The sequence below is a fragment of the Arcobacter ellisii genome, assembly GCF_003544915.1.
Classification (GTDB): domain Bacteria; phylum Campylobacterota; class Campylobacteria; order Campylobacterales; family Arcobacteraceae; genus Aliarcobacter; species Aliarcobacter ellisii.
In genome coordinates this window covers 1,980,562-1,999,600 of record NZ_CP032097.1, presented here as the reverse complement: position 1 = coordinate 1,999,600, position 19,039 = coordinate 1,980,562, and the positions used below count along the sequence as shown (strand labels likewise).

At 27.4% G+C, this 19,039-nt stretch carries 17 protein-coding genes; 9 read left to right on the top strand and 8 right to left on the bottom strand.

Features of this window, described 5'->3' with window-relative positions:
* The first annotated feature begins 11 nt into the window (after positions 1 to 11).
* The gene (gene corA, locus AELL_RS10155; RefSeq protein ID WP_118917852.1) at positions 12 to 965 is read left to right on the top strand and encodes a magnesium/cobalt transporter CorA; all 954 of its coding nucleotides are present in this window, start codon (positions 12 to 14) and stop codon (positions 963 to 965) included.
* Positions 966 to 1,003: 38 nt separating this feature from the next.
* Positions 1,004 to 1,576: a GTP cyclohydrolase I FolE gene (folE, locus tag AELL_RS10150; protein ID WP_118918653.1), complete on the top strand. Its 573-nt coding sequence runs from the start codon at positions 1,004 to 1,006 to the stop codon at positions 1,574 to 1,576.
* 24 nt (positions 1,577 to 1,600) lie between these two features.
* Here the strand turns inward: folE and AELL_RS10145 are convergent, their stop codons facing one another.
* From AELL_RS10145 to AELL_RS10120, 6 genes are all read right to left on the bottom strand, one after another.
* Entirely contained in the window at positions 1,601 to 2,482 is an 882-nt protein-coding gene (locus AELL_RS10145) for a phytanoyl-CoA dioxygenase family protein (RefSeq protein ID WP_118917851.1), read from the bottom strand.
* An 11-nt stretch (positions 2,483 to 2,493) separates the two neighbouring features.
* Positions 2,494 to 2,889: an ectoine synthase gene (locus AELL_RS10140; protein ID WP_118917850.1), complete on the bottom strand. Its 396-nt coding sequence runs from the start codon at positions 2,887 to 2,889 to the stop codon at positions 2,494 to 2,496.
* The gene (gene ectB, locus AELL_RS10135) at positions 2,889 to 4,169 is read right to left on the bottom strand and encodes a diaminobutyrate--2-oxoglutarate transaminase (RefSeq protein ID WP_118917849.1); all 1,281 of its coding nucleotides are present in this window, start codon (positions 4,167 to 4,169) and stop codon (positions 2,889 to 2,891) included. The genes AELL_RS10140 and ectB overlap by 1 nt, the downstream gene beginning before the upstream one ends.
* Positions 4,170 to 4,182: 13 nt before the next feature.
* Positions 4,183 to 4,674, bottom strand: coding sequence for a diaminobutyrate acetyltransferase (ectA, locus tag AELL_RS10130; protein WP_118917848.1), 492 nt, complete (start codon positions 4,672 to 4,674; stop codon positions 4,183 to 4,185).
* Between the two features lie 242 nt (positions 4,675 to 4,916).
* Positions 4,917 to 5,258, bottom strand: a complete 342-nt coding sequence (locus AELL_RS10125; RefSeq protein WP_118917847.1) for a MerR family transcriptional regulator — start codon at positions 5,256 to 5,258, stop codon at positions 4,917 to 4,919.
* A gap of 10 nt (positions 5,259 to 5,268) precedes the next feature.
* Positions 5,269 to 6,459 carry a peptidoglycan DD-metalloendopeptidase family protein gene (locus AELL_RS10120; RefSeq protein WP_118917846.1) on the bottom strand — a complete coding sequence of 397 codons (1,191 nt, stop codon included), beginning with the start codon at positions 6,457 to 6,459 and terminating at the stop codon, positions 5,269 to 5,271.
* Between the two features lie 79 nt (positions 6,460 to 6,538).
* On the opposite strand from AELL_RS10120, the gene AELL_RS10115 reads away from it, so the two are divergent.
* A complete protein-coding gene (locus tag AELL_RS10115; protein WP_226805982.1) occupies positions 6,539 to 7,498 on the top strand; it encodes a L,D-transpeptidase family protein in 960 nt (319 codons plus the stop codon).
* A gap of 63 nt (positions 7,499 to 7,561) precedes the next feature.
* The gene (gene purL, locus AELL_RS10110; RefSeq protein ID WP_118917845.1) at positions 7,562 to 9,775 is read left to right on the top strand and encodes a phosphoribosylformylglycinamidine synthase subunit PurL; all 2,214 of its coding nucleotides are present in this window, start codon (positions 7,562 to 7,564) and stop codon (positions 9,773 to 9,775) included.
* Between the two features lie 31 nt (positions 9,776 to 9,806).
* On the opposite strand, the gene amt is transcribed toward purL, so the two are convergent.
* A complete protein-coding gene (gene amt / locus AELL_RS10105) occupies positions 9,807 to 11,624 on the bottom strand; it encodes an ammonium transporter (RefSeq protein ID WP_118917844.1) in 1,818 nt (605 codons plus the stop codon).
* 147 nt (positions 11,625 to 11,771) lie between these two features.
* Here amt and purH point away from each other — a divergent pair, with 147 nt between their 5' ends.
* The 4 genes from purH to AELL_RS10085 all read left to right on the top strand — a co-directional run bounded on the left by purH (position 11,772) and on the right by AELL_RS10085 (position 18,024).
* Positions 11,772 to 13,304: a bifunctional phosphoribosylaminoimidazolecarboxamide formyltransferase/IMP cyclohydrolase gene (purH, locus tag AELL_RS10100; protein ID WP_118917843.1), complete on the top strand. Its 1,533-nt coding sequence runs from the start codon at positions 11,772 to 11,774 to the stop codon at positions 13,302 to 13,304.
* Between the two features lie 121 nt (positions 13,305 to 13,425).
* The gene (locus AELL_RS10095; RefSeq protein WP_226805981.1) at positions 13,426 to 16,035 is read left to right on the top strand and encodes an ABC transporter substrate-binding protein; all 2,610 of its coding nucleotides are present in this window, start codon (positions 13,426 to 13,428) and stop codon (positions 16,033 to 16,035) included.
* Positions 16,036 to 16,099: 64 nt separating this feature from the next.
* Entirely contained in the window at positions 16,100 to 17,365 is a 1,266-nt protein-coding gene (gene bioA / locus AELL_RS10090) for an adenosylmethionine--8-amino-7-oxononanoate transaminase (protein WP_118917842.1), read from the top strand.
* A gap of 2 nt (positions 17,366 to 17,367) precedes the next feature.
* Positions 17,368 to 18,024 (top strand): NUDIX hydrolase, encoded by a 657-nt coding sequence (locus AELL_RS10085; RefSeq protein ID WP_118917841.1) that lies wholly within the window; start codon positions 17,368 to 17,370, stop codon positions 18,022 to 18,024.
* On the opposite strand, the gene AELL_RS10080 is transcribed toward AELL_RS10085, so the two are convergent.
* On the bottom strand, positions 18,021 to 18,362 hold the full coding sequence (locus AELL_RS10080; protein WP_118917840.1) for a DsrE family protein: 342 nt from the start codon (positions 18,360 to 18,362) through the stop codon (positions 18,021 to 18,023). The two genes, AELL_RS10085 and AELL_RS10080, sit on opposite strands and share 4 nt — an antisense overlap.
* Before the next feature lie 61 nt (positions 18,363 to 18,423).
* Between AELL_RS10080 and AELL_RS10075 the strand changes: the two genes are divergently transcribed.
* Positions 18,424 to 19,038, top strand: a complete 615-nt coding sequence (locus AELL_RS10075) for a fumarylacetoacetate hydrolase family protein (protein WP_118917839.1) — start codon at positions 18,424 to 18,426, stop codon at positions 19,036 to 19,038.
* Position 19,039: the final 1 nt, after the last annotated feature.

Genomic DNA, 19,039 nt, shown 5'->3' with positions numbered 1-19,039 from the left:
AAGGAGTAACCTTGATTAATTGTTATGTAAAAAAAGGAAATAGACTTACTGTAATTGAAGGAATAGAGTTTCTTGATTCTACAGAAGATAAAAATAGTGTAATTTGGATAGATATGCTTTTACCAACAATTGATGAGATAAGAGCAGTTGAAAACTTATTTGATATGAAATTTCCTACAAAACAAGAGAGTGAAGAGATTGAGCTGAGTTCGAGATATTGGGAAGAAAATAATAGAATAGAGATAAACAGTTACTTCTTGATAAATGATAATAAATCAGCTTTCAATGAAACAGTATCTTTTATTTTACAAGGTGCACTTTTAATCTCAGTTAGATATAAAAAGTTAGAGAGTTTTAATACTTTTACTAAAAAACTTTTGATATCTCCAAGAGAATTTAAAACAGGTTATTCAATTTTTTGTCAAATTATTGATATTAGAATTGATGCTGATGCGGATACAATTGAGAATTTATCTAAAGAGATTACAAAAATTAGAAAACACGTATTTACAGATTATTCAAATGATGATGAAGAGATTCTTGAAAAAATCTCTACTTTTGAAGATTTGAATATGAAAATTAGAGAAAATTTAACAGATAAACAAAGAATTTTAAACTCTTTATTAAAATCTCAAAAATTTGTTGATGATAAAAATGAATTACCAATTATGTTAAAAGATATTAAGTCGTTAATCGACCATACAAATTTTAATTTTGAGAGACTTGATTATTTACAAAATATCTTTATTGGTATATTAAGTATTGAGCAAAATAAAGTTATAAAAATCTTTACTATTGTAAATGTTATATTTCTTCCACCTACATTGATAGCAAGTATTTATGGTATGAACTTTGAGTTTATTCCTGAACTTCATTGGGAATATGGATATGTCTTCTCAATAATATTTATGATAATTGCATCAATAACTCCTATTTTAATATTTAAAAAGAAGGGTTGGATTTAGTAAATTTTATTAAAAACAAAGTTAAAGGAAAAATTTTAATGGCTAAAGAAGTTGAATTTGAAAATGCAGTAAAAACAATTCTTACGCATATTGGAGAAGATATTACTAGAGAAGGTCTAATTGATACTCCAAGTCGTGTTAGAAAAGCTTTTGAATTTATGTGTAGTGGATATAACCAAAATCCAAAAGAGATAATAGAAAAAGCACTTTTTACTTCAACAAATGATGAAATGGTAGTAGTAAAGGATATTGAATTTTACTCTTTTTGTGAACATCATATGTTACCAATAATTGGAAAAGCTCACGTTGCATATATTCCAAATGGAAAAGTTGTTGGACTTTCAAAAATACCAAGAGTTGTAGATGTTTTTGCAAGAAGATTACAAATACAAGAACAAATGACAGAACAAATTTGTGATGCATTAAATGAGTATTTAAAACCAAAAGGTGTTGCAGTTATGATTGATGCAAGACATATGTGTATGGAAATGAGAGGAGTTGAAAAAATTTGTTCAACGACTGTGACTTCTGCTCTTAGAGGACTTTTTAAATCTAATAAAAAAACTAAAGATGAGTTTTTATCAATAGTTTCTAATTCTTTACATAAATAAATCAATAGAAAATTTTCTATTGATTTACTTTAAAGCCTTAAAATCTTTTAAACATAAAAAGTCTGCTCTTGGAGTTTTTGAGGCAAAAGGTTTAACAGGAGTATTTTTTACACTATTATAAACAAAAAAAATGTTTGTTCTATCTTCAGGAGATATATTATCAGCACTTCCATGAAGAATATTTCCATCATGTAAAACTAATGTTCCTGCTTTTCCAAGGGCTGCAACTAATTTATCATTTTTTGATAACTCTTTTATTGCATTGATACTTGGAACTCCATATTCTTGTTTTTTTAAAGATTTCTTATAATTATCTTTTGGTGTGACCCCTTTACAAGAAACAAATTTTTTATGGCTTTCTTTGATTAGATATAAAGGACCATTAAATTGTGTATTATCAGTAAGCATTATCCAAGTAGATAAACATCTACAATTTGGTAATCCATCTTCACTATGCCAAGTTTCAAAATCACTATGCCAAGGGAAAGATTTTCCTCTATAAGCTCTTTTGACATTTATTCTTCCGTGATGAATATATACTTCACTACCTAATATTTGTTTTACTTTGTCCAAAATCCTTGAATCTTTTGATAATTTTTTATAGATTCTACTAAATAGATGTTGATTAAAAATGGTTCTTAATTTATTATCTTCTGGTTCAGAAATATATTCTTCTTTTTGTTTAAGTTTTTCATTTTGCTCTAAAATTTTCAACTCTTGTTTATATTTTTTTAGTTCTTTTTCATCAAAGATATTTGGCAAAATGATAAAACCATTTTTTTCATAAATTTTGAGTTCTTTTTCATCTAAAGAGTATTTTCCAACTTTAATTTCTGAATATACTGTTTTATCAATTCTTTTTATTATTTTTTCTTCATTTCCTCTTGATGGATATAAATCTTTCATATCTTTCCTTTTTAATTAACTAATGGATAAACACCATTTTCATCATGATTTTCTGTTCCCGTAAGTGGTGGATTAAAAACACAAATTAGTCTCATATCCACATTTCCTCCATATAAATAGTGTTCATCATTGTTATTTAAGGCATACATAACTCCATCATAAATATTATGAATTTCACCTGTTTTCAGATCTTCAATTTTCCCATCACCACTTACACAATAAACAGCTTCTAAATGATTTTTATAGTGAATATGAGTTTTTGTATTAGCTTTTATGATTGTTTCGTGAAAAGAAAACCCCATACCTTCATCTTTTAAAAGCATTCTTCTACTAATCCATTGATTATCTTTTGCAAATACCTCTTTTGAAGTTCCAATTACATCTTTTTTTATATCTTTTATTATCATTAAAACTCTCCTTTTAAGTTGTTTTTTCTTTCAACAATTAGTTTATCAACAGCTTTCTCAAATCTTTTTAAACCCTCTAAAAGTAACTCTTCATCTATTAATAATGGGGGTAAAAATTTTACAACTTGTCCTAAACTTCCACAAGTTTCAACTATTAGTTGTTCTTGAAAAGAGTAACTTGATAAATCACTTGCCATTGAAGAGTCATTTTTAATTTCAAATCCATAGGCTAATCCTCTTCCTCTAACTTCTATTTCATAATCATCTTTATATTTTGAAGCAATTTTTTCTAAATAATCTTTTAATATTTTTTCTTTATATTTCACTGCTTTTGAAATATTGTCATTTTGCCAATATTGTTCAAGTGATACTTTTGAAGCAACAAAAGCTAGATTATTTCCTCTAAAAGTTCCAGTGTGTTCTCCTGGTTTCCATTGGTCTAAGTGTGGTTTAAATAATAAAATTGCCATTGGAAGACCTCCTCCAATAGATTTGGAAAGAGTTACCATATCAGGATTTATTCCCGCAAATTCAAAAGAGAAAAAATCTCCACTTCTTCCATTCCCTACTTGAATATCATCAATAATTAATAAAATATCAAACTCTCTACAAATAGCTTCTAGTTCTTGTAACCACTCTTTTGAAGCAACATTTATCCCACCTTCTCCTTGAATAGTTTCAAGTATCACAGCCGCTGGTAAATCAACACCACTACTTCCATCACTTAAAAATTTTCTAAAATAGCTAAGTGTGTTCATATCTCCAAAATAGCCATCAAATGGCATAAAAGTTGCATTTGTTCTACTAATATAACTCTCATCTCTATATTCATTATTCCCTGTAACTGCTAGTGAACCTTGAGATAATCCATGATAACCATTTGTAAAAGCTATAATATTACTTCTTCCTTTTACAAGACGTGCAAGTTTAAGTGCTGTTTCAACAGCATTTGTTCCTGTTGGTCCTGTAAATTGGATTTTGTATTCAAGATTTCTTGGTTTTAAAATGTGACTTTCAAAAGTTTGTAAAAACTCTTTTTTTGCTACTGTTGCCATATCAAGACCATGAACAATTCCATCTTCTTGTAAATATTCAATCAATGCTTTGCTAATATGTTCATTATTATGTCCATAATTTAATGTCCCAGCTCCTGCAAAAAAGTCGATATAATCAACTCCTTGTTCATCTGTTAAAATAGCACCTTTTGCTTTTTTAAATATAGTTGGAAAACTTCTAATATATCCTCTTACTTCTGATTCTAAATTTTCAAATATTCTCATTTTATTCCTTTTTTTAGTTATTTATTGGTCCAATTAAATATTGAATCTCTTCTTCATGTGCATCAAAAAAATCATCTATTGAAAAAAGTGTTTTATTTTCAATTTTTGTATTAAGTTTAATGGCAATTTTTTCAAAAACTCTTTGAGATGCTTTATTACTTGGAGATACCGTAGATAAAATATATTTAATATTGTTAGATGTGTTGTTTTTATTAAATATATCTAAGATAATTTTCATAGCTAGATTTTGACCTCTAACTTCATTACTAATAGCAACTTGCCAAATAAAAAGTGTTTCTTTATCATCAGGAATGATATATCCTGAAACAAAACCAACAATTTTTTCATTGTAAATGGCAACGCTACATGTATTTTGAAAGTGAGTTGTTTGGAGTAAATAGAGGTATTGGGAGTTTAAATCAAGAGTTCCAACTGATTTTATTAGTTGAAAGATTTCTTTTGAGTCATTTTTATCTGGTTTCCTTAATAAAAAACTGGAGTTCATTACTTATCCTTTTTACTTTATTTAAGTAAATAAATTACATTATATGTGTAAAATAAATACTTTTTATATGTAAATTTATAACATATAAGACTTACTTTTGGCTTAATTTATAATGAATAAATAATAAAATATCTTGCTTAAAAGACTATGAATAGGGCTATGTAGGAAATTTTGTAATTTTATTTAGAGAAAAAATATTTTTAGGATATTTTAGAGAATTATGTAGTTAAATTTATAAATTTTTAGAAAGATTCTAAATCTTGAATTTCATTTTCTGAAACGTCTTCTAATTTAGATTCAATGATTTCTAGGAATTGATTTCTATTTTGTTCATCCATATTTTCATTGATTATTTCTAAAATGTATTTAATTCCATTTGCATTTATTTTTTTTATATTTGCTAAATAATGAACAAATGCAATAAGTTTTACATCATTTATAGAATATAATTTTTTGATTTTATTGTTTTCTTGAGGGAATAGTCCCTTCTCTTCATACATTTTAAGAGTTCTTATTTTTGCGTTTAGTAATTCAGATATACTACTTAAAGGCAAAACATTTTTATCATTATTTAATAAAGCCATATTTTTCCTTTTATAATATATTTATATCACTTCTATCACTAACTCTTTCAAATTTATTTGGAGTTGTTCTATTTTCATTTTGCATTTCAGAATCAAATTTTTGTATGATGTTTTTTGTATTAGCTAAGAAAGTTGCTTTATCTTTTCCATCAAGACCTTCGATTTTTGGTTTAGTAATAACTGTCATTGGATCAATTGCCGTTCCATTTCTATATAAACCTAAGTGTAAGTGAGGACCTGAACTAAGACCTGTACTTCCAACATAACCAATATGAGTTCCTTTTTTTACAGTTGCCCCTTGTCTAATACCTTTTGCAAAATTCTTTTGATGAGCATATAAAGTTTTATAACCATTTCCATGATTTATAATAATTACATTACCATAACCACCTTTTACACCCATAAATTCAACTCTTCCATCTGCTGCTGCATAGATATTTCTTCCTGTTGGTGCAGCGAAATCTGTTCCTAAATGAGCTCTAAATCTTTTAAGAACTGGATGCCAACGTTTGTTGGTAAAGACACTTGAAATTCTTTGATAGGTAACTGGCATTTGGAAAAAATATGATTTTGTGAAACCAACACCTTTTTCATCATAATATTTATCATCTTTTTCATTTTTAAATCTGTAAAAAGGTTTTCCTGAAATTTGAACCATTGCAGCAGTTAAATCAGGCATACCTAAAGCTTTACCTAAATAAGATTTTTGAGAATATTTTAAGGCAATAAAATCACCTTTTTGCATTTTTCTAAAGTTAACATCACTATCTTGAAAAAGTGATTTTAATACAGCAGCAAGAGTTACATCTCCTGTTGCTTTTTGAATATCGTGAGATACAGATTCTGTAATTTGAATGGCAACTGTTTGTGTTTGTTCAGTATAATTTATAGGTAAAGTTTGAAATTTATATTCGTTATTGCTATCTTTATAAACATGAAGTTGGATATCTTCTGATACAGGAATTAAAACTTGATTTAAACTTCCATCATCTTCTGTATAAAGATAATAAGTTCTATCTGCTGTAATTTCTGAACATAATTCTTTATCTTCTTTTTCTAAATCAAAATATAATTTTTGAGAGATTTTGTATTTATCTAAAAAAGTTAAAAAACTCTCTCCTCTTGGCCAATTTAACTCTTCAACTTGTGCTGAGTATAAAAAATTAAAAAAAATAATAGTTGATAAAATAATTTTTTTCATAGTTCTTCACTTTTTATTTATTGAATAATTAGGGTGGGTATTATACAATTGCGCAACTTAAAGATAGTTGGAGTACGATTTGTTGAAATTTATAATGGTTTTTATTATTGCTTTGAACTTATATGCAAATGATTTTGTAAATTTGTATAGATTTAAAGGTATTAGTGAAGTAGAAAAAGAGATTGAAAATAGTTTAAAAGATATTAACTATTGGAAAAGTTATTTGGCAGATAAAAATGTTGATTTGGGATATTATGAATATAAAAAGTATGTAATTGTTGCTCAAAAAGAGCAATCAGAATTATCTTTATATGAAAAAATTGGTTATGATTATAAATTAGTTTTAAGAAATAGTGTAATTGTAGGAGAAAGCCAAGGTGATAAGTATCTTGAAGGTGATAAAAAGACTCCTGAAGGTGCATATGAATTAATTGAAAAAAAGACAGAAGTCGACCAGTTTTATGGTCCTTTTGCCTTAGTTACTTCTTATCCTAACTCTTTTGATATGAGTTTAGATAAAAAAGGTTCAGGTATTTGGATACATGGTATGCCTTTTCAAGGAGATAGAGAAAAATTTACAAGAGGATGTATTGCTTTAGATAATCAAGAGTTAGAAAATTTAGAAAAAAATATTGACTATAAAAAAACAATTTTATTAACAAGTCAAAATGAGTTTGAGAAAGCTTCTAAAGATGATATTGCATTGATTTTAAGTTCAATATATAAATGGAAAGATGCTTGGAAATATTCTAATATTGAAGAGTATTTATCATTTTATTCTAAAGAGTTTAAAAAATCAGATAAATCAAATTTTGCACAATTTGAGGATTATAAAAAGCAAATTTTTTCAAAAAATGAAGATAAAACTATAACTTTTAAAAATATTGATATTGCACCTTATCCAAACTCTTTAAATAAAAAAATGTATAAAGTTTTGATGGATGAAGAATATTTAAGTCCATCAGTGAAATTTTATGGGAAAAAAGAACTATTTTTAGAAGTAGCTAATAATGAAGTGAAAATTCTAACAGAGGATTAAAATTTTTTTTAACTCTTTTTAGATATAATCGCCCTAAATAACAACCATATTTTAAGGCGAAAGATGCAAAAACAAGAGATGAACCTTCAAGAGATAGCACTTGCTCACTCTTTAACACTTGAAGAATTTGAAAATATAAAAGAAATTTTAGGAAGAGAACCAAACTATGTAGAAATTGGTATCTTCTCTGCTATGTGGTCTGAGCATTGCTCATATAAATCAAGTAAAAAATATTTAAGTGGTTTCCCAACAAAAGCTCCTTGGGTTATTCAAGGTCCAGGTGAAAATGCTGGTGTTATTGACATTGGTGATGGATATGCTGCTGTATTTAAAATGGAATCACACAATCACCCATCATTTATCGAGCCTTACCAAGGTGCTGCAACTGGAGTTGGAGGAATTTTAAGAGATGTATTTACAATGGGAGCAAGACCTATTGCAAATATGAATTCAATTAGATTTGCTTCAATTGAAGGAAACAGTGAAACAGCACAAAAACACAGATTTTTATTAAGAGGTGTTGTTGCTGGAATTGGTGGATATGGTAACTGTATGGGAGTTCCAACAATTGGTGGAGAAACTACATTTGAAGAGTGTTATGCAGGAAATAATCTTGTAAATGCATTTACTTTAGGTTTAGCAAAAGCTGATGAAATTTTCTATGGAAAAGCAGAAGGTATTGGAAATCCTGTAATGTACGTTGGTTCTAAAACTGGTAGAGATGGTCTTGGTGGAGCTGTAATGTCAAGTGCAGCATTTGATGAAGATTCTGAATCAAAAAGACCAACAGTTCAAGTTGGAGATCCATTTACTGAAAAACTATTACTTGAAGCTTGTTTAGAACTATTTAAAGCAGATTTAATTGTTGGTATTCAAGATATGGGAGCTGCTGGACTTACTTCATCTTCATTTGAAATGGCTGGACGAAGTGGTTCTGGAATGATTATGCATTTAGATAAAGTTCCTGCAAGGGAAGAGGGAATGACTCCTTATGACTTTATGCTTTCTGAATCTCAAGAAAGAATGCTTATTTGTGCTAAAAAAGGTTGTGAACAAGCAATTATTGATATTTTTGAAAAATGGGAATTAGATGTTGCTGTTATTGGTGAAGTAACTGCAACTGGAAATATGGAATTATTCTGGCATGGTGAAAAATGTGCGGAAGTTCCTGTTCAACCAGTTTCTGAACAAGCACCAGTTTTAGATAGACCAACAAAAAAACCAGCTTATTTAGATGGAATTGAAAATATTAAATTAGACAAAGAGATTTCTAATCAAGTTGCATTTGATGATTTATTCTGCGATATGGAAGTTGTTGATAAATCTTGGGTTTATTCTCAGTATGATTCAATGGTTCAAACAAATACAATCAAAGGTCCAGGTAAACTTGATGGTTCAAGTATAAGAATCAAAGAGACAGGAAAAGCATTAGCTATGAGTGCTGATTGTAATACAAGACTTTGTTATATTAATCCTGAATTAGGAGCAGCCGCTGCTGTTATGGAATCTGGAAGAAATGTAGCAATGACTGGTGCAGTTCCAAAAGCTATTACAGATTGTTTAAATTTTGGTAACCCTACAAATCCTGAAGTTATGTGGCAATTTGCAGCTTCTTGCGAAGGTATTAAAAAAGCTTGTAAAGAGTTAAATACTCCTGTTATTGGTGGAAATGTATCTTTATACAATGAAACAAATGGAGTAGGAGTTTTCCCAACACCTTCAATTGCAATGGTTGGAGTAAATGAAGATGCAAATAAAGTATTACCTTCTTGTGTTCAAGAAAATGGAAATATTTTATATCTTTTAGGTGAAACAAAATCAGAGTTTGGTGCTTCTTTATATATGAAAAAAATGTATGGAAAAGTTGCTGGTGCTCATCCTGAAGTAAATTTTGAAAAAGAGTTAGCTTTATGGAATACAGTTATTGAAGCAAATAAACAAGGTTTATTAAAAGCTGCAAAAGATGTAAATGTTGGTGGAATTGCAATTAGTGCTGCTAAAATGGCAGTTGTGGGTAATATTGGAATTGAAATCTCTGTTTCATTAAATGATTCAAAAGATATTTTCTCTGAATCTTTAAGTAGAGCTATCGTTGAAGTAAAACCTGAAAACTGTGAAGCATTTGAAAATGTTGCAAAATCATTTAATATCGAATATTCAAGAATTGGTAAAGTTGGTGGAGATAAAATCTCTATTAATGATATCTATAAAGATTTAGATAAAGCTAGTTATGTTTATTTCAATAGATTTAAACAAGTAATTGAACAAGATTTATAATAAATAAAATTTATTAGGAAGAATTCTCTTCCTAATAAACAAAAACTCTATTTCTTCCACTCATTTTAGCTTGATATAAAGCTTGGTCAGCCTTTTTAAACACATCTTCAAAAGTATCATTTTTAGTTTTAAATTCACTAATACCTATTGAAATAGTAATTTTTCCAACAGTTTTAAATTTTGAATTTTCAATTTCTTTTCTTAAATTATCAGAGATATTTTGAGCTTGTAATAAATCAGGAGTATCTAAAACTAAAACAAATTCTTCTCCTCCCCATCTTGCAAAAATATCCGTTGTTCTTATTTTATTTGAAATTAAAGTTGCTAAATCTTTTAGAACATAATCTCCAACATCATGACCATAAGTATCATTTATAGATTTGAATTTATCTATATCAATAATTGCAAGTGTATATTTATTGTTTATTTCAGATAATCTTTTTAAAAAACCATTTCTATTTAAAATTTTAGTTAAATTATCATGGTATGCTTTGACACTTAGATTTTTATTTGATTTTTTTAGTTCAGCATTTTTTTCTTTTAAAATACTAAGTAAGTAGTTAAAAAATCTTGAAACAATTCCTATTTCAGTATCTCTTTCTTCATAAATTTTTTTATCTAAATTTCCTGTTTTCATTATTTGGATAATACTTTGAATAGTATCAACCCAAGGAAGTTTTGCATTATGTTCACTTCTATTTAATCCTAAAACTTCATGTTTTTTTCTAACTCTTAAAAGATTAACTTTTTTAAGAAATAAAAATACTAATAAACCAAAAGAAAAAGAGAATATAAAAGCTACAAAAACTCCTAAAGTTTGTACATAAATAAAATGTAACCTTGTAAAGTTTTCAGGTAAATTTGCAAATATCCCAACTGCAATAGTTCCCCAAACACCAACAAATCCATGAATACTAACAACACTTAAAGGGTCATCAATTTTTAATTTTTTTGTTAAAAAAATATCTGTAAAATGCATGATAAATGAAGATATAAAACCTACAAATGCTGATTGAATTGCATTAAATTCATAACAACCTGCTGTAATTCCAACAAGTCCAGCAATTATCCCAAAACTAAAGATTTCAACACCAACTTTTTCTTTACTAAATAAAGTTATTATCCAAGCACTTAAACCACCAAATACACCTGCAAGTAAAGTATTTAATAAAATTGATGTAACTTCAGGTTTAAACTCAAGTAAACTTCCTGCGTTAAAACCAAACCAAGCAAAAAATAGAATAAATACCCCAAAAACTATAAAGTTATGATTACTTGGTGCAAAATATATGGTTTTATTTTTTCTAAATTTTCCAAGTCTTGGTCCTAAAACAATTGCACCTGCAAGTCCAATCCAAGCTCCAACAGAATGAACAACAGTAGACCCAGCAAAATCAACAAATCCTAACTCTTTTAACCAACCATTATCATTCCATGCCCAATGTCCAAAAATTGGATAAATTATTGAACTTACAATAATTGCTACAACAATATATCCATTAAATTTTATTCTTTCAGCTACTGCTCCTGAAACAATTGTTATTGCAGTTGCAGCAAACATTGCTTGAAAAAAGAAAAACCCATTTAGTTGTAAATCTTTTCCATCAATTAAAAATTTATCAATACCTATAAGTCCAAAACTATCCATTCCAAACATTAGTCCAAAACCAAATAACCAGAAAAATATAATACTAAAGACTGTATCAATAAGATTTTTCATAGCAACATTTATTGTATTTTTACTTCTAACAACACCTGTTTCAACTAATGAAAAACCCAATTGCATCATAAAAACTAAAAATGCACTAACCAATATCCATAAAAGATTTATTTCATTAAAACTTACCAATTATTGCTCCTTCTTATAATACAATGAATAAATTGTAACATAGAAAATAATTATTTAAGAGATAAAAAATATACAGTTTTTGATGAAGCAAGTCCTAATTGGTTTTTTTGTATAATCACAAAAAATTATAAGACTTGGGGAAAAAAATTGAGAGCATTAATTAGTGTAAGCGACAAAAGTGGTGTTGAGAATTTTGCTAAAGAATTAGTATCATTAGGTTATGAAATTATTTCAACAGGTGGAACATATAATAAGTTAAAAGATGCAGGAATTGCTGTAATTGAAGCAAATGAAGTTACAAAATTTCCAGAATGTTTTGAGGGAAGAGTTAAAACATTAAATCCTTATATCCACGGTGGTATTTTACATAGACGTGATAAACAATCACATTTAGACCAAGCTAAAGAACTTGGTGTTGAAGGTATCGATTTAGTATGTGTTAATTTATATCCATTTAAAGCAACTATTGAAAAAACTGATGATTTTGAAGAAATTATTGAAAATATCGATATTGGTGGACCAGCAATGGTTAGAAGTGCTGCTAAAAACTTTGATTCAGTTATTATTGTTACTGATGTTGCTGATTATGATTTAGTATTAAATAATCTTAAAAATGACACTAATACTGTTGAGTTTAGAAGAGATATGATGATTAAAGCTTATGAGCATACAGCTGCTTATGATTCAATGATTGCAAACTATATGAATAAAAGATTTAATAATGGTTTTGGAAATAAACAATTTATTGTTGGGTCTAAAGTATTTGATACAAGATATGGAGAAAACCCACATCAAAAAGGTGCTTTATATGAGTTTGATTCACAATTTACAAATAAATTTAAAACAATAAAAGGTGAAGCAAGTTTTAATAATATGGGTGATATTAGTGGAGCTGCAAGAATTGCTGCTGCATTTGGAAAAGATAAAGCTATTTGTATAGTAAAACATGGAAATCCATGTGGATTTGCAATTAAAGATACACTTTTAGAATCTTATGTTGAAGCTTTAAAATGTGACCCAGTTTCTGCTTTTGGTGGAGTAGTTGCTGTTAATGGTTGTGTTGATAAAGAATTAGCTGAAAAAATGAATGAAATTTTCTTAGAAGTTATCTTTGCAGCAAGTTTCACTCCTGAAGCAGTTGCAGTATTTGAAGCTAAAAAAAGAATCAAATTATTTGAGCAAGGAACTGAATATTTAGAACTTGCAAATGATGCAATTGACTTTAAAAGAGTTGATGGTGGATTTGTATTCCAAGATGCTGATAAAGTACAAGAAGATGAAGTTAGAAATTCTATTTTAAAATCAAAAAGAATAGCAACAGAGCAAGAAGTAAAAGATATGGAAATTGCTTATAAAATTGCAAGTTTGACAAAATCAAACTGTGTAGTTTATGTTAAAAATTCTGCAATGGTTGCTGTTGGTATGGGTATGACTTCAAGAGTTGATGCTTCTAAAGCAGCTTTAAGAAAAGCAGAAGATATGGGACTTGATGTAACTGGTGCAGTATTAGCATCTGAAGCATTTTTCCCATTTAGAGATAGCATTGATGCAGCAGCTGAGGCTGGTGTTAAATGTGTAATTGAGCCAGGTGGAAGTATCAGAGATGATGAAATTATTGCTGCTGCTGATGAATATGATATGGCTTTATATTTCTCTGGAATTAGACACTTCTTACATTAATATATTTTTATAAAATTTATACCATTAACTTTTTAGTTTTGGTATAAATTTTTTCCTTTTTCCTATTTACATTTTTAACAAAAATTAGATATACTCAAACACCATAAACTGAGGAATCTACTTGATATTTATAAAAAAATTAAAATTTTTTATTTTATTATTATTACTTATTTCAACAATCTCCCATTCAAAAGAATTAAAAAAAGTTACTTTACATTTGTCATGGCTTGATCAATTTCAATTTGCTGGTTACTATATGGCAAAAGAAAAAGGTTTTTATGAAGAGGTAGGTTTAGATGTGGAAATTATTCCATTCTCTTTTGGTGTAGATATTCCAAAAGAAGTAAGTGATGGAAAAGTTGATTTTGCAGTTGGAAGAGAAACTTTAATATTAGAGCGAACAAAAGATAGAAATATAGTTGCTTTATATGCACTTTTTCAAGCAACACCCTTAATTCTGATAAGTACAAAAGAATCAGAAATACATAATATTGAAGATTTTTCAAATAAAAAAATAATGACTACAATTGATGATGCAAGTGAAGTTTCATTAAAAGCTATGATTGTATCAAATAAAGTTAAGTTAGAAAATTTAAAATTTTTAAAACATACTCATAATATAAATGATTTAATAAATAAAAATACAGATGTAATTTCTGCATATATTTCAAAAGCACCATATGAACTTCAAAAAAAAGGTATAGAGTATAATGTATTTGATCCAAAAAAATTTGGATTTGATATGTATAGTGATATGTTATATACAAGTGAAAATTTAATTAATAATGATTTAAACACTGTATTATTATTCAAAAAAGCCTCTTTAAAAGGTTGGGAGTATGCCTACTCAAATATTGAAGAGAGTGCAAATTTGATTATTGAAAAATACAACACTCAAAATTTAAAGAAAAATGAACTTATTTATGAAGCAAAAGAGTTAAGAAAGTTATCTTATTTTAATACAGCAAATTTAGGAGAAATTAAAAAAGATAAAATTCAAAGAATTTATGATTTATATAATCTTATGGGATTGATTCAAAAACCTGTAGATTTAAACAAATTTGTTTTTGACCTAAATAACTTAAGAAATCTAACATTTTCAGATTCTGAAAAAAAATATTTAGAACAAAGGGATATTATAACTATGTGTGTTGTACCAAATGCAATGCCATATAGTGATATAAAAGATGAAAAATTTGTAGGATTTGTTGCTGATTTTATCTCTTTAATAGAAGAGAGAATAAAAAAGCCAATTAGATTAGTTCAAACATCAAGTTGGCATGAGTCTTTAGAATCAGCAAAAAGTAAAAAATGTGATATTTTATCTTCGGCTGTTTGGACAAAAGATAGGGAAGAATATTTAAGTTTTACAAAACCATATTTAAACATTCCTTTGGTTTTATTAACAAAAAGTGATACCTCTTTTATAAATAATTTAAGTTCTTTAAAAAAGAAAAAAATATCAGTTATTGAAAATTATGCAATTATTAATGAGTTAGAAAAAAAGTATAAAGATATAGAATTTATTCCTGTAAAAAATATTGATGAAGGAATAAAAAAGATTTTGGATGGGGAAACTTTTGGTCATGTTGATGCAATTTCAACTTCATGGTATAAAATTCAAACTAAGTATTTAAGTAAAATTTCTATTTCTGCAAAATTAGATGAAAGTATGGATATCGCAATTGCTGTAAACCATGATGATAATATTTTATATGGAATATTACAAAAAGCTGTTTTGAGTATTGATGATTTAGTTAAAAATGAGATGCTTAATAAATGGATTTTTACTAAACATAAAAAAGAGTTTGATTATTCTATTATTTGGAAAATTTCTTTAGGTTTGATGTTTATTTTTATAGCAATTTTATATAGACAAAAACTTTTAAAAAAATTGAATTTACAGTTACAAAAGGCTGTTGATGAAAAAACAAAAAAACTAACAGAAATAAATCTTCAACTTGAAGATAGAATAAAAAAAGAAGTAGAAGAAAATTTAAAAAAAGATAGGCTTTTATCTCAGCAACAAAAAATGGTTTCAATGGGACAGATGATAGAAAATATTGCCCATCAATGGAGACAACCTTTATCTTTAATCACAACAAATGCAAGTGGGATGAAGTTGAAAAAAGAGATGAATGATTTAGATGATGAGTTTTTTTATAAAACACTTGATTCTATACTAAATACTTCAAAATATTTATCAAATACAATTGATGATTTTAGATATTTTTTCAAACCTCAAAAAGATAAAGAAGATTTTTATTTAGAGAAATGTTGTAAAAAAACTTTAGATTTGTTAAGTGCAAATTTTATAGAAAATAGAATAAAAATCATAGATAATATTCAAAATATAAAAATTTGTGGTTATGAAACAGAACTTATTCAAGTATTAATTAATATTTTAAACAACTCAAAAGATGCTTTATTATCAATAGAAGATGAAGAAAGATTGATTTTTATTGATATAACTAAAGAGAATGGAAAAGCTGTAATTAGAGTAAAAGATAATGCAGGAGGGATAGAACCTTCAATTATAGAAAAAGTTTTTGAACCTTATTTTACGACAAAACACCAACATCAAGGAACGGGTATTGGGCTTTATATGTGTCAAGAGATAATCAATAAACATATGGATGGATACATTGATATTTCAAATACTGAATTTGAATATGAAAATAAAAAATATAAAGGAACTTTACTTTTAATTGTAATAAATAGTGTTTATTAGGAGTTTATTATTTTTGTAATTTTCTTTAGATATAATCTGACTAATTAAAATATAGGAAAACTATTTGAATTGGTTAGATATAGATAAATCTCACGTTTGGCATCCTTATAATGCCCTGCCTTCAAAAACAAAAATTCTTCCAGTAAAAAAGACAGATAAAACCACAATTTTTTTAGAAACAAATGAAGAATTAATCGATGGAATGAGTTCTTGGTGGAGTGCAATTCATGGTTATAATCATCCAAAATTAAATGAAGCCTTAAAAAAGCAAGTTGAGATTATGCCACATATTATGTTTGGTGGTTTAGCTCATGAACAAGCTTCACTTTTGAGTAAAAAATTAGTTGAATTAACTGGACTTAATTCTGTTTTTTTATGTGATAGTGGTTCTGTATCAGTTGAAGTTGCATTAAAAACATCAATACTTTATCAAAAAGCAAAGGGTTTAAAAAAATATAAGTTTTTAGCTTTGCAAAATGCTTATCATGGTGATACTTTGGGGGCTATGAGTGTATGTGATCCACAAAATTCTATGCATAGTATTTATGGTTCATATTTAAGTGAACACATTTTTACAAAAGCACCAGCTTTAGGATTTGAAAGTGATTGTTTAGAATCAATTAGAGATTTAGAAGAAAATTTTGAAAAACATCATAAAGAGATAGCTGGATTTATCCTTGAGCCAATAGTTCAAGGAGCTGGTGGAATGAGAATTTATAATCCTTTATATCTAAAAAAAGCAAGAGAACTTTGTAGTAAATACGATATTTTATTAATTGCAGATGAAATAGCTACGGGTTTTGGACATACGGGAAAAATGTTTGCTTGTGAGTGGGCAGATATAAAACCTGATATTATAACTGTTGGAAAAGGTTTAACTGGTGGTTATATGACTATGGCTGCTATGATTACATCTAAAAATGTGAGTGATACTATTTCAAATAGCGAAATTGGTGTGTTAATGCATGGACCGACATTTATGGCAAATCCTTTGGCTTGTAGTGTGGCAAATGCAAGTATAAATTTATTACTTGAAAGTAATTGGCAAAATAATGTGAAAAAAATTGAAAAGATTTTTACAAAAGAGCTAGAAAATGCAAAAAATATTGATTTAGTAAAAGATGTAAGAAATATTGGAGCAATTGGAATTATTGAGTTAAAAGATGATTGTTATGCACAACAAGTTCAAGATTATTGTGTAAAAAATGGAGTTTGGATAAGACCATTTGGAAAACTTGTTTATTCAATTGTTGCATACACCATAGAAGAAAAAGATTTGATAAAAATAATAAGAACAATGATTGATGCAATAAAATCAATAAAGAAATAAAAATGAAAAAAGATAATTTAAAAAAATTAGTATCAAATTTACCAAAACACCCAAATGTTTTAGGACGACATAGATTTTTTAATAGTGCTGTTTTAATACCGCTTGTAAAAATAAAAGGAGAATATCATCTTTTATTTCAAAAAAGAGCTGCTCATATAAGACAAGGTGGAGATATTTGTTTTCCTGGTGGTGGTTTTGAAGAAGGAGTTGATAAAGACTTTAAAGATACAGCTTTAAGAGAGACTTTTGAAGAGTTAGGAATTCCTAAAAAAGATATAAAAGTTTTAGGACAGCTTGATACTTATGTAGCTCCAATTGGTGCTGTTATTGAATCTTTTGTAGCAAGAGTTAAGAAAAAAGCTTATAAAAATATGAAAATAGACCATAATGAAGTTGAAAAAACTATAGTTATTCCTATATCTTTTTTTAAAGAACATGAACCAAAAGAGTACACTTTAGCCCATGAAATTCAACCATATAAAATAGACGAAAATGGAAATAAAGAGGTGTTTTTTCCCGTTGAAGAGTTAGGACTTCCTGATACTTATAAAAAACCTTGGGGAAATAAAAAACATAAAATTTGGGTTTATGAATATGAAGGAGAAGTAATTTGGGGAATTACTTCTGTTTTAATAAAAGATGTTATTGAAAAGTATTAAATAGTCATAACAGAATAAGTTTCATCTTTTAAAGCTTTAGTTAAAAGCTCTCCGGTGTGAGTGATTTCTATATTTAATTCATTTAATATAGAAGTTGCCTCATAATCTTCTACACAAACAATACAAGCACTCATTTTTACACCTGTATTTTGTATTTTTAAAAGTTGTTCTTGAATTTGTTTGTTTTCTTTTGCAAGTTTTATTGATGGTCCCCAAAGCATAAGATGTGCTGTTTTCCAATATCCTCTATCTAAAATTACAGAAGAATAAAGTAATGGAAATTTATTAGCAACTTCAATATCACCATTTGTCCAAACAATTAATAAATTATCTTTCATTTAAAAAGCCTTTAGTTATAATCTTCGCAAGATTATATAATAAATTTTTTAAAGGTAAAAAATGAATAAAATTTTTTTAGAAGATATTGAAATAACCCCTTCAAAAGTAGTATGTATTGGAAGAAATTATATGGACCATATAGCTGAACTTAATAATGAAGTTCCTGAAGATATGGTGTTTTTTATAAAACCAAATTCTGCAATTTCGGATAAATTAAATTTCCCACAAAATCAAAACTCTTGTCATTATGAAGCTGAAATCTCTTTTTTGATTGAAGATGATAAAATCAGTGGTGTTGGATTTGGTTTAGATTTAACATTAAGAGAAGTGCAAAGTAAATTAAAAGAAAAAGGTCTTCCTTGGGAAAGAGCAAAAGCATTTGATGGTTCAGCTGTTTTTTCAAAATTTATAAAATTTAATGATGATATTTCAAAGTTAGGAATTGAACTTTATATAAATGGAGAATTAAAACAAAAAGCTGATTACTCTTTGATGATAAATAAACCCTTGGATATTATAAAAGAGGCAAAAACATTTTTAAGTTTTGAAGATAAAGATATTCTAATGAGTGGAACTCCAAAGGGAGTAGGGGCATTTAAAAAAGGTGATATTTTTCTTGGGAAGCTACTTTTTAACGATAAAGTTATCCTAGAACAGGAGTTTAAGGTTCTTTAAG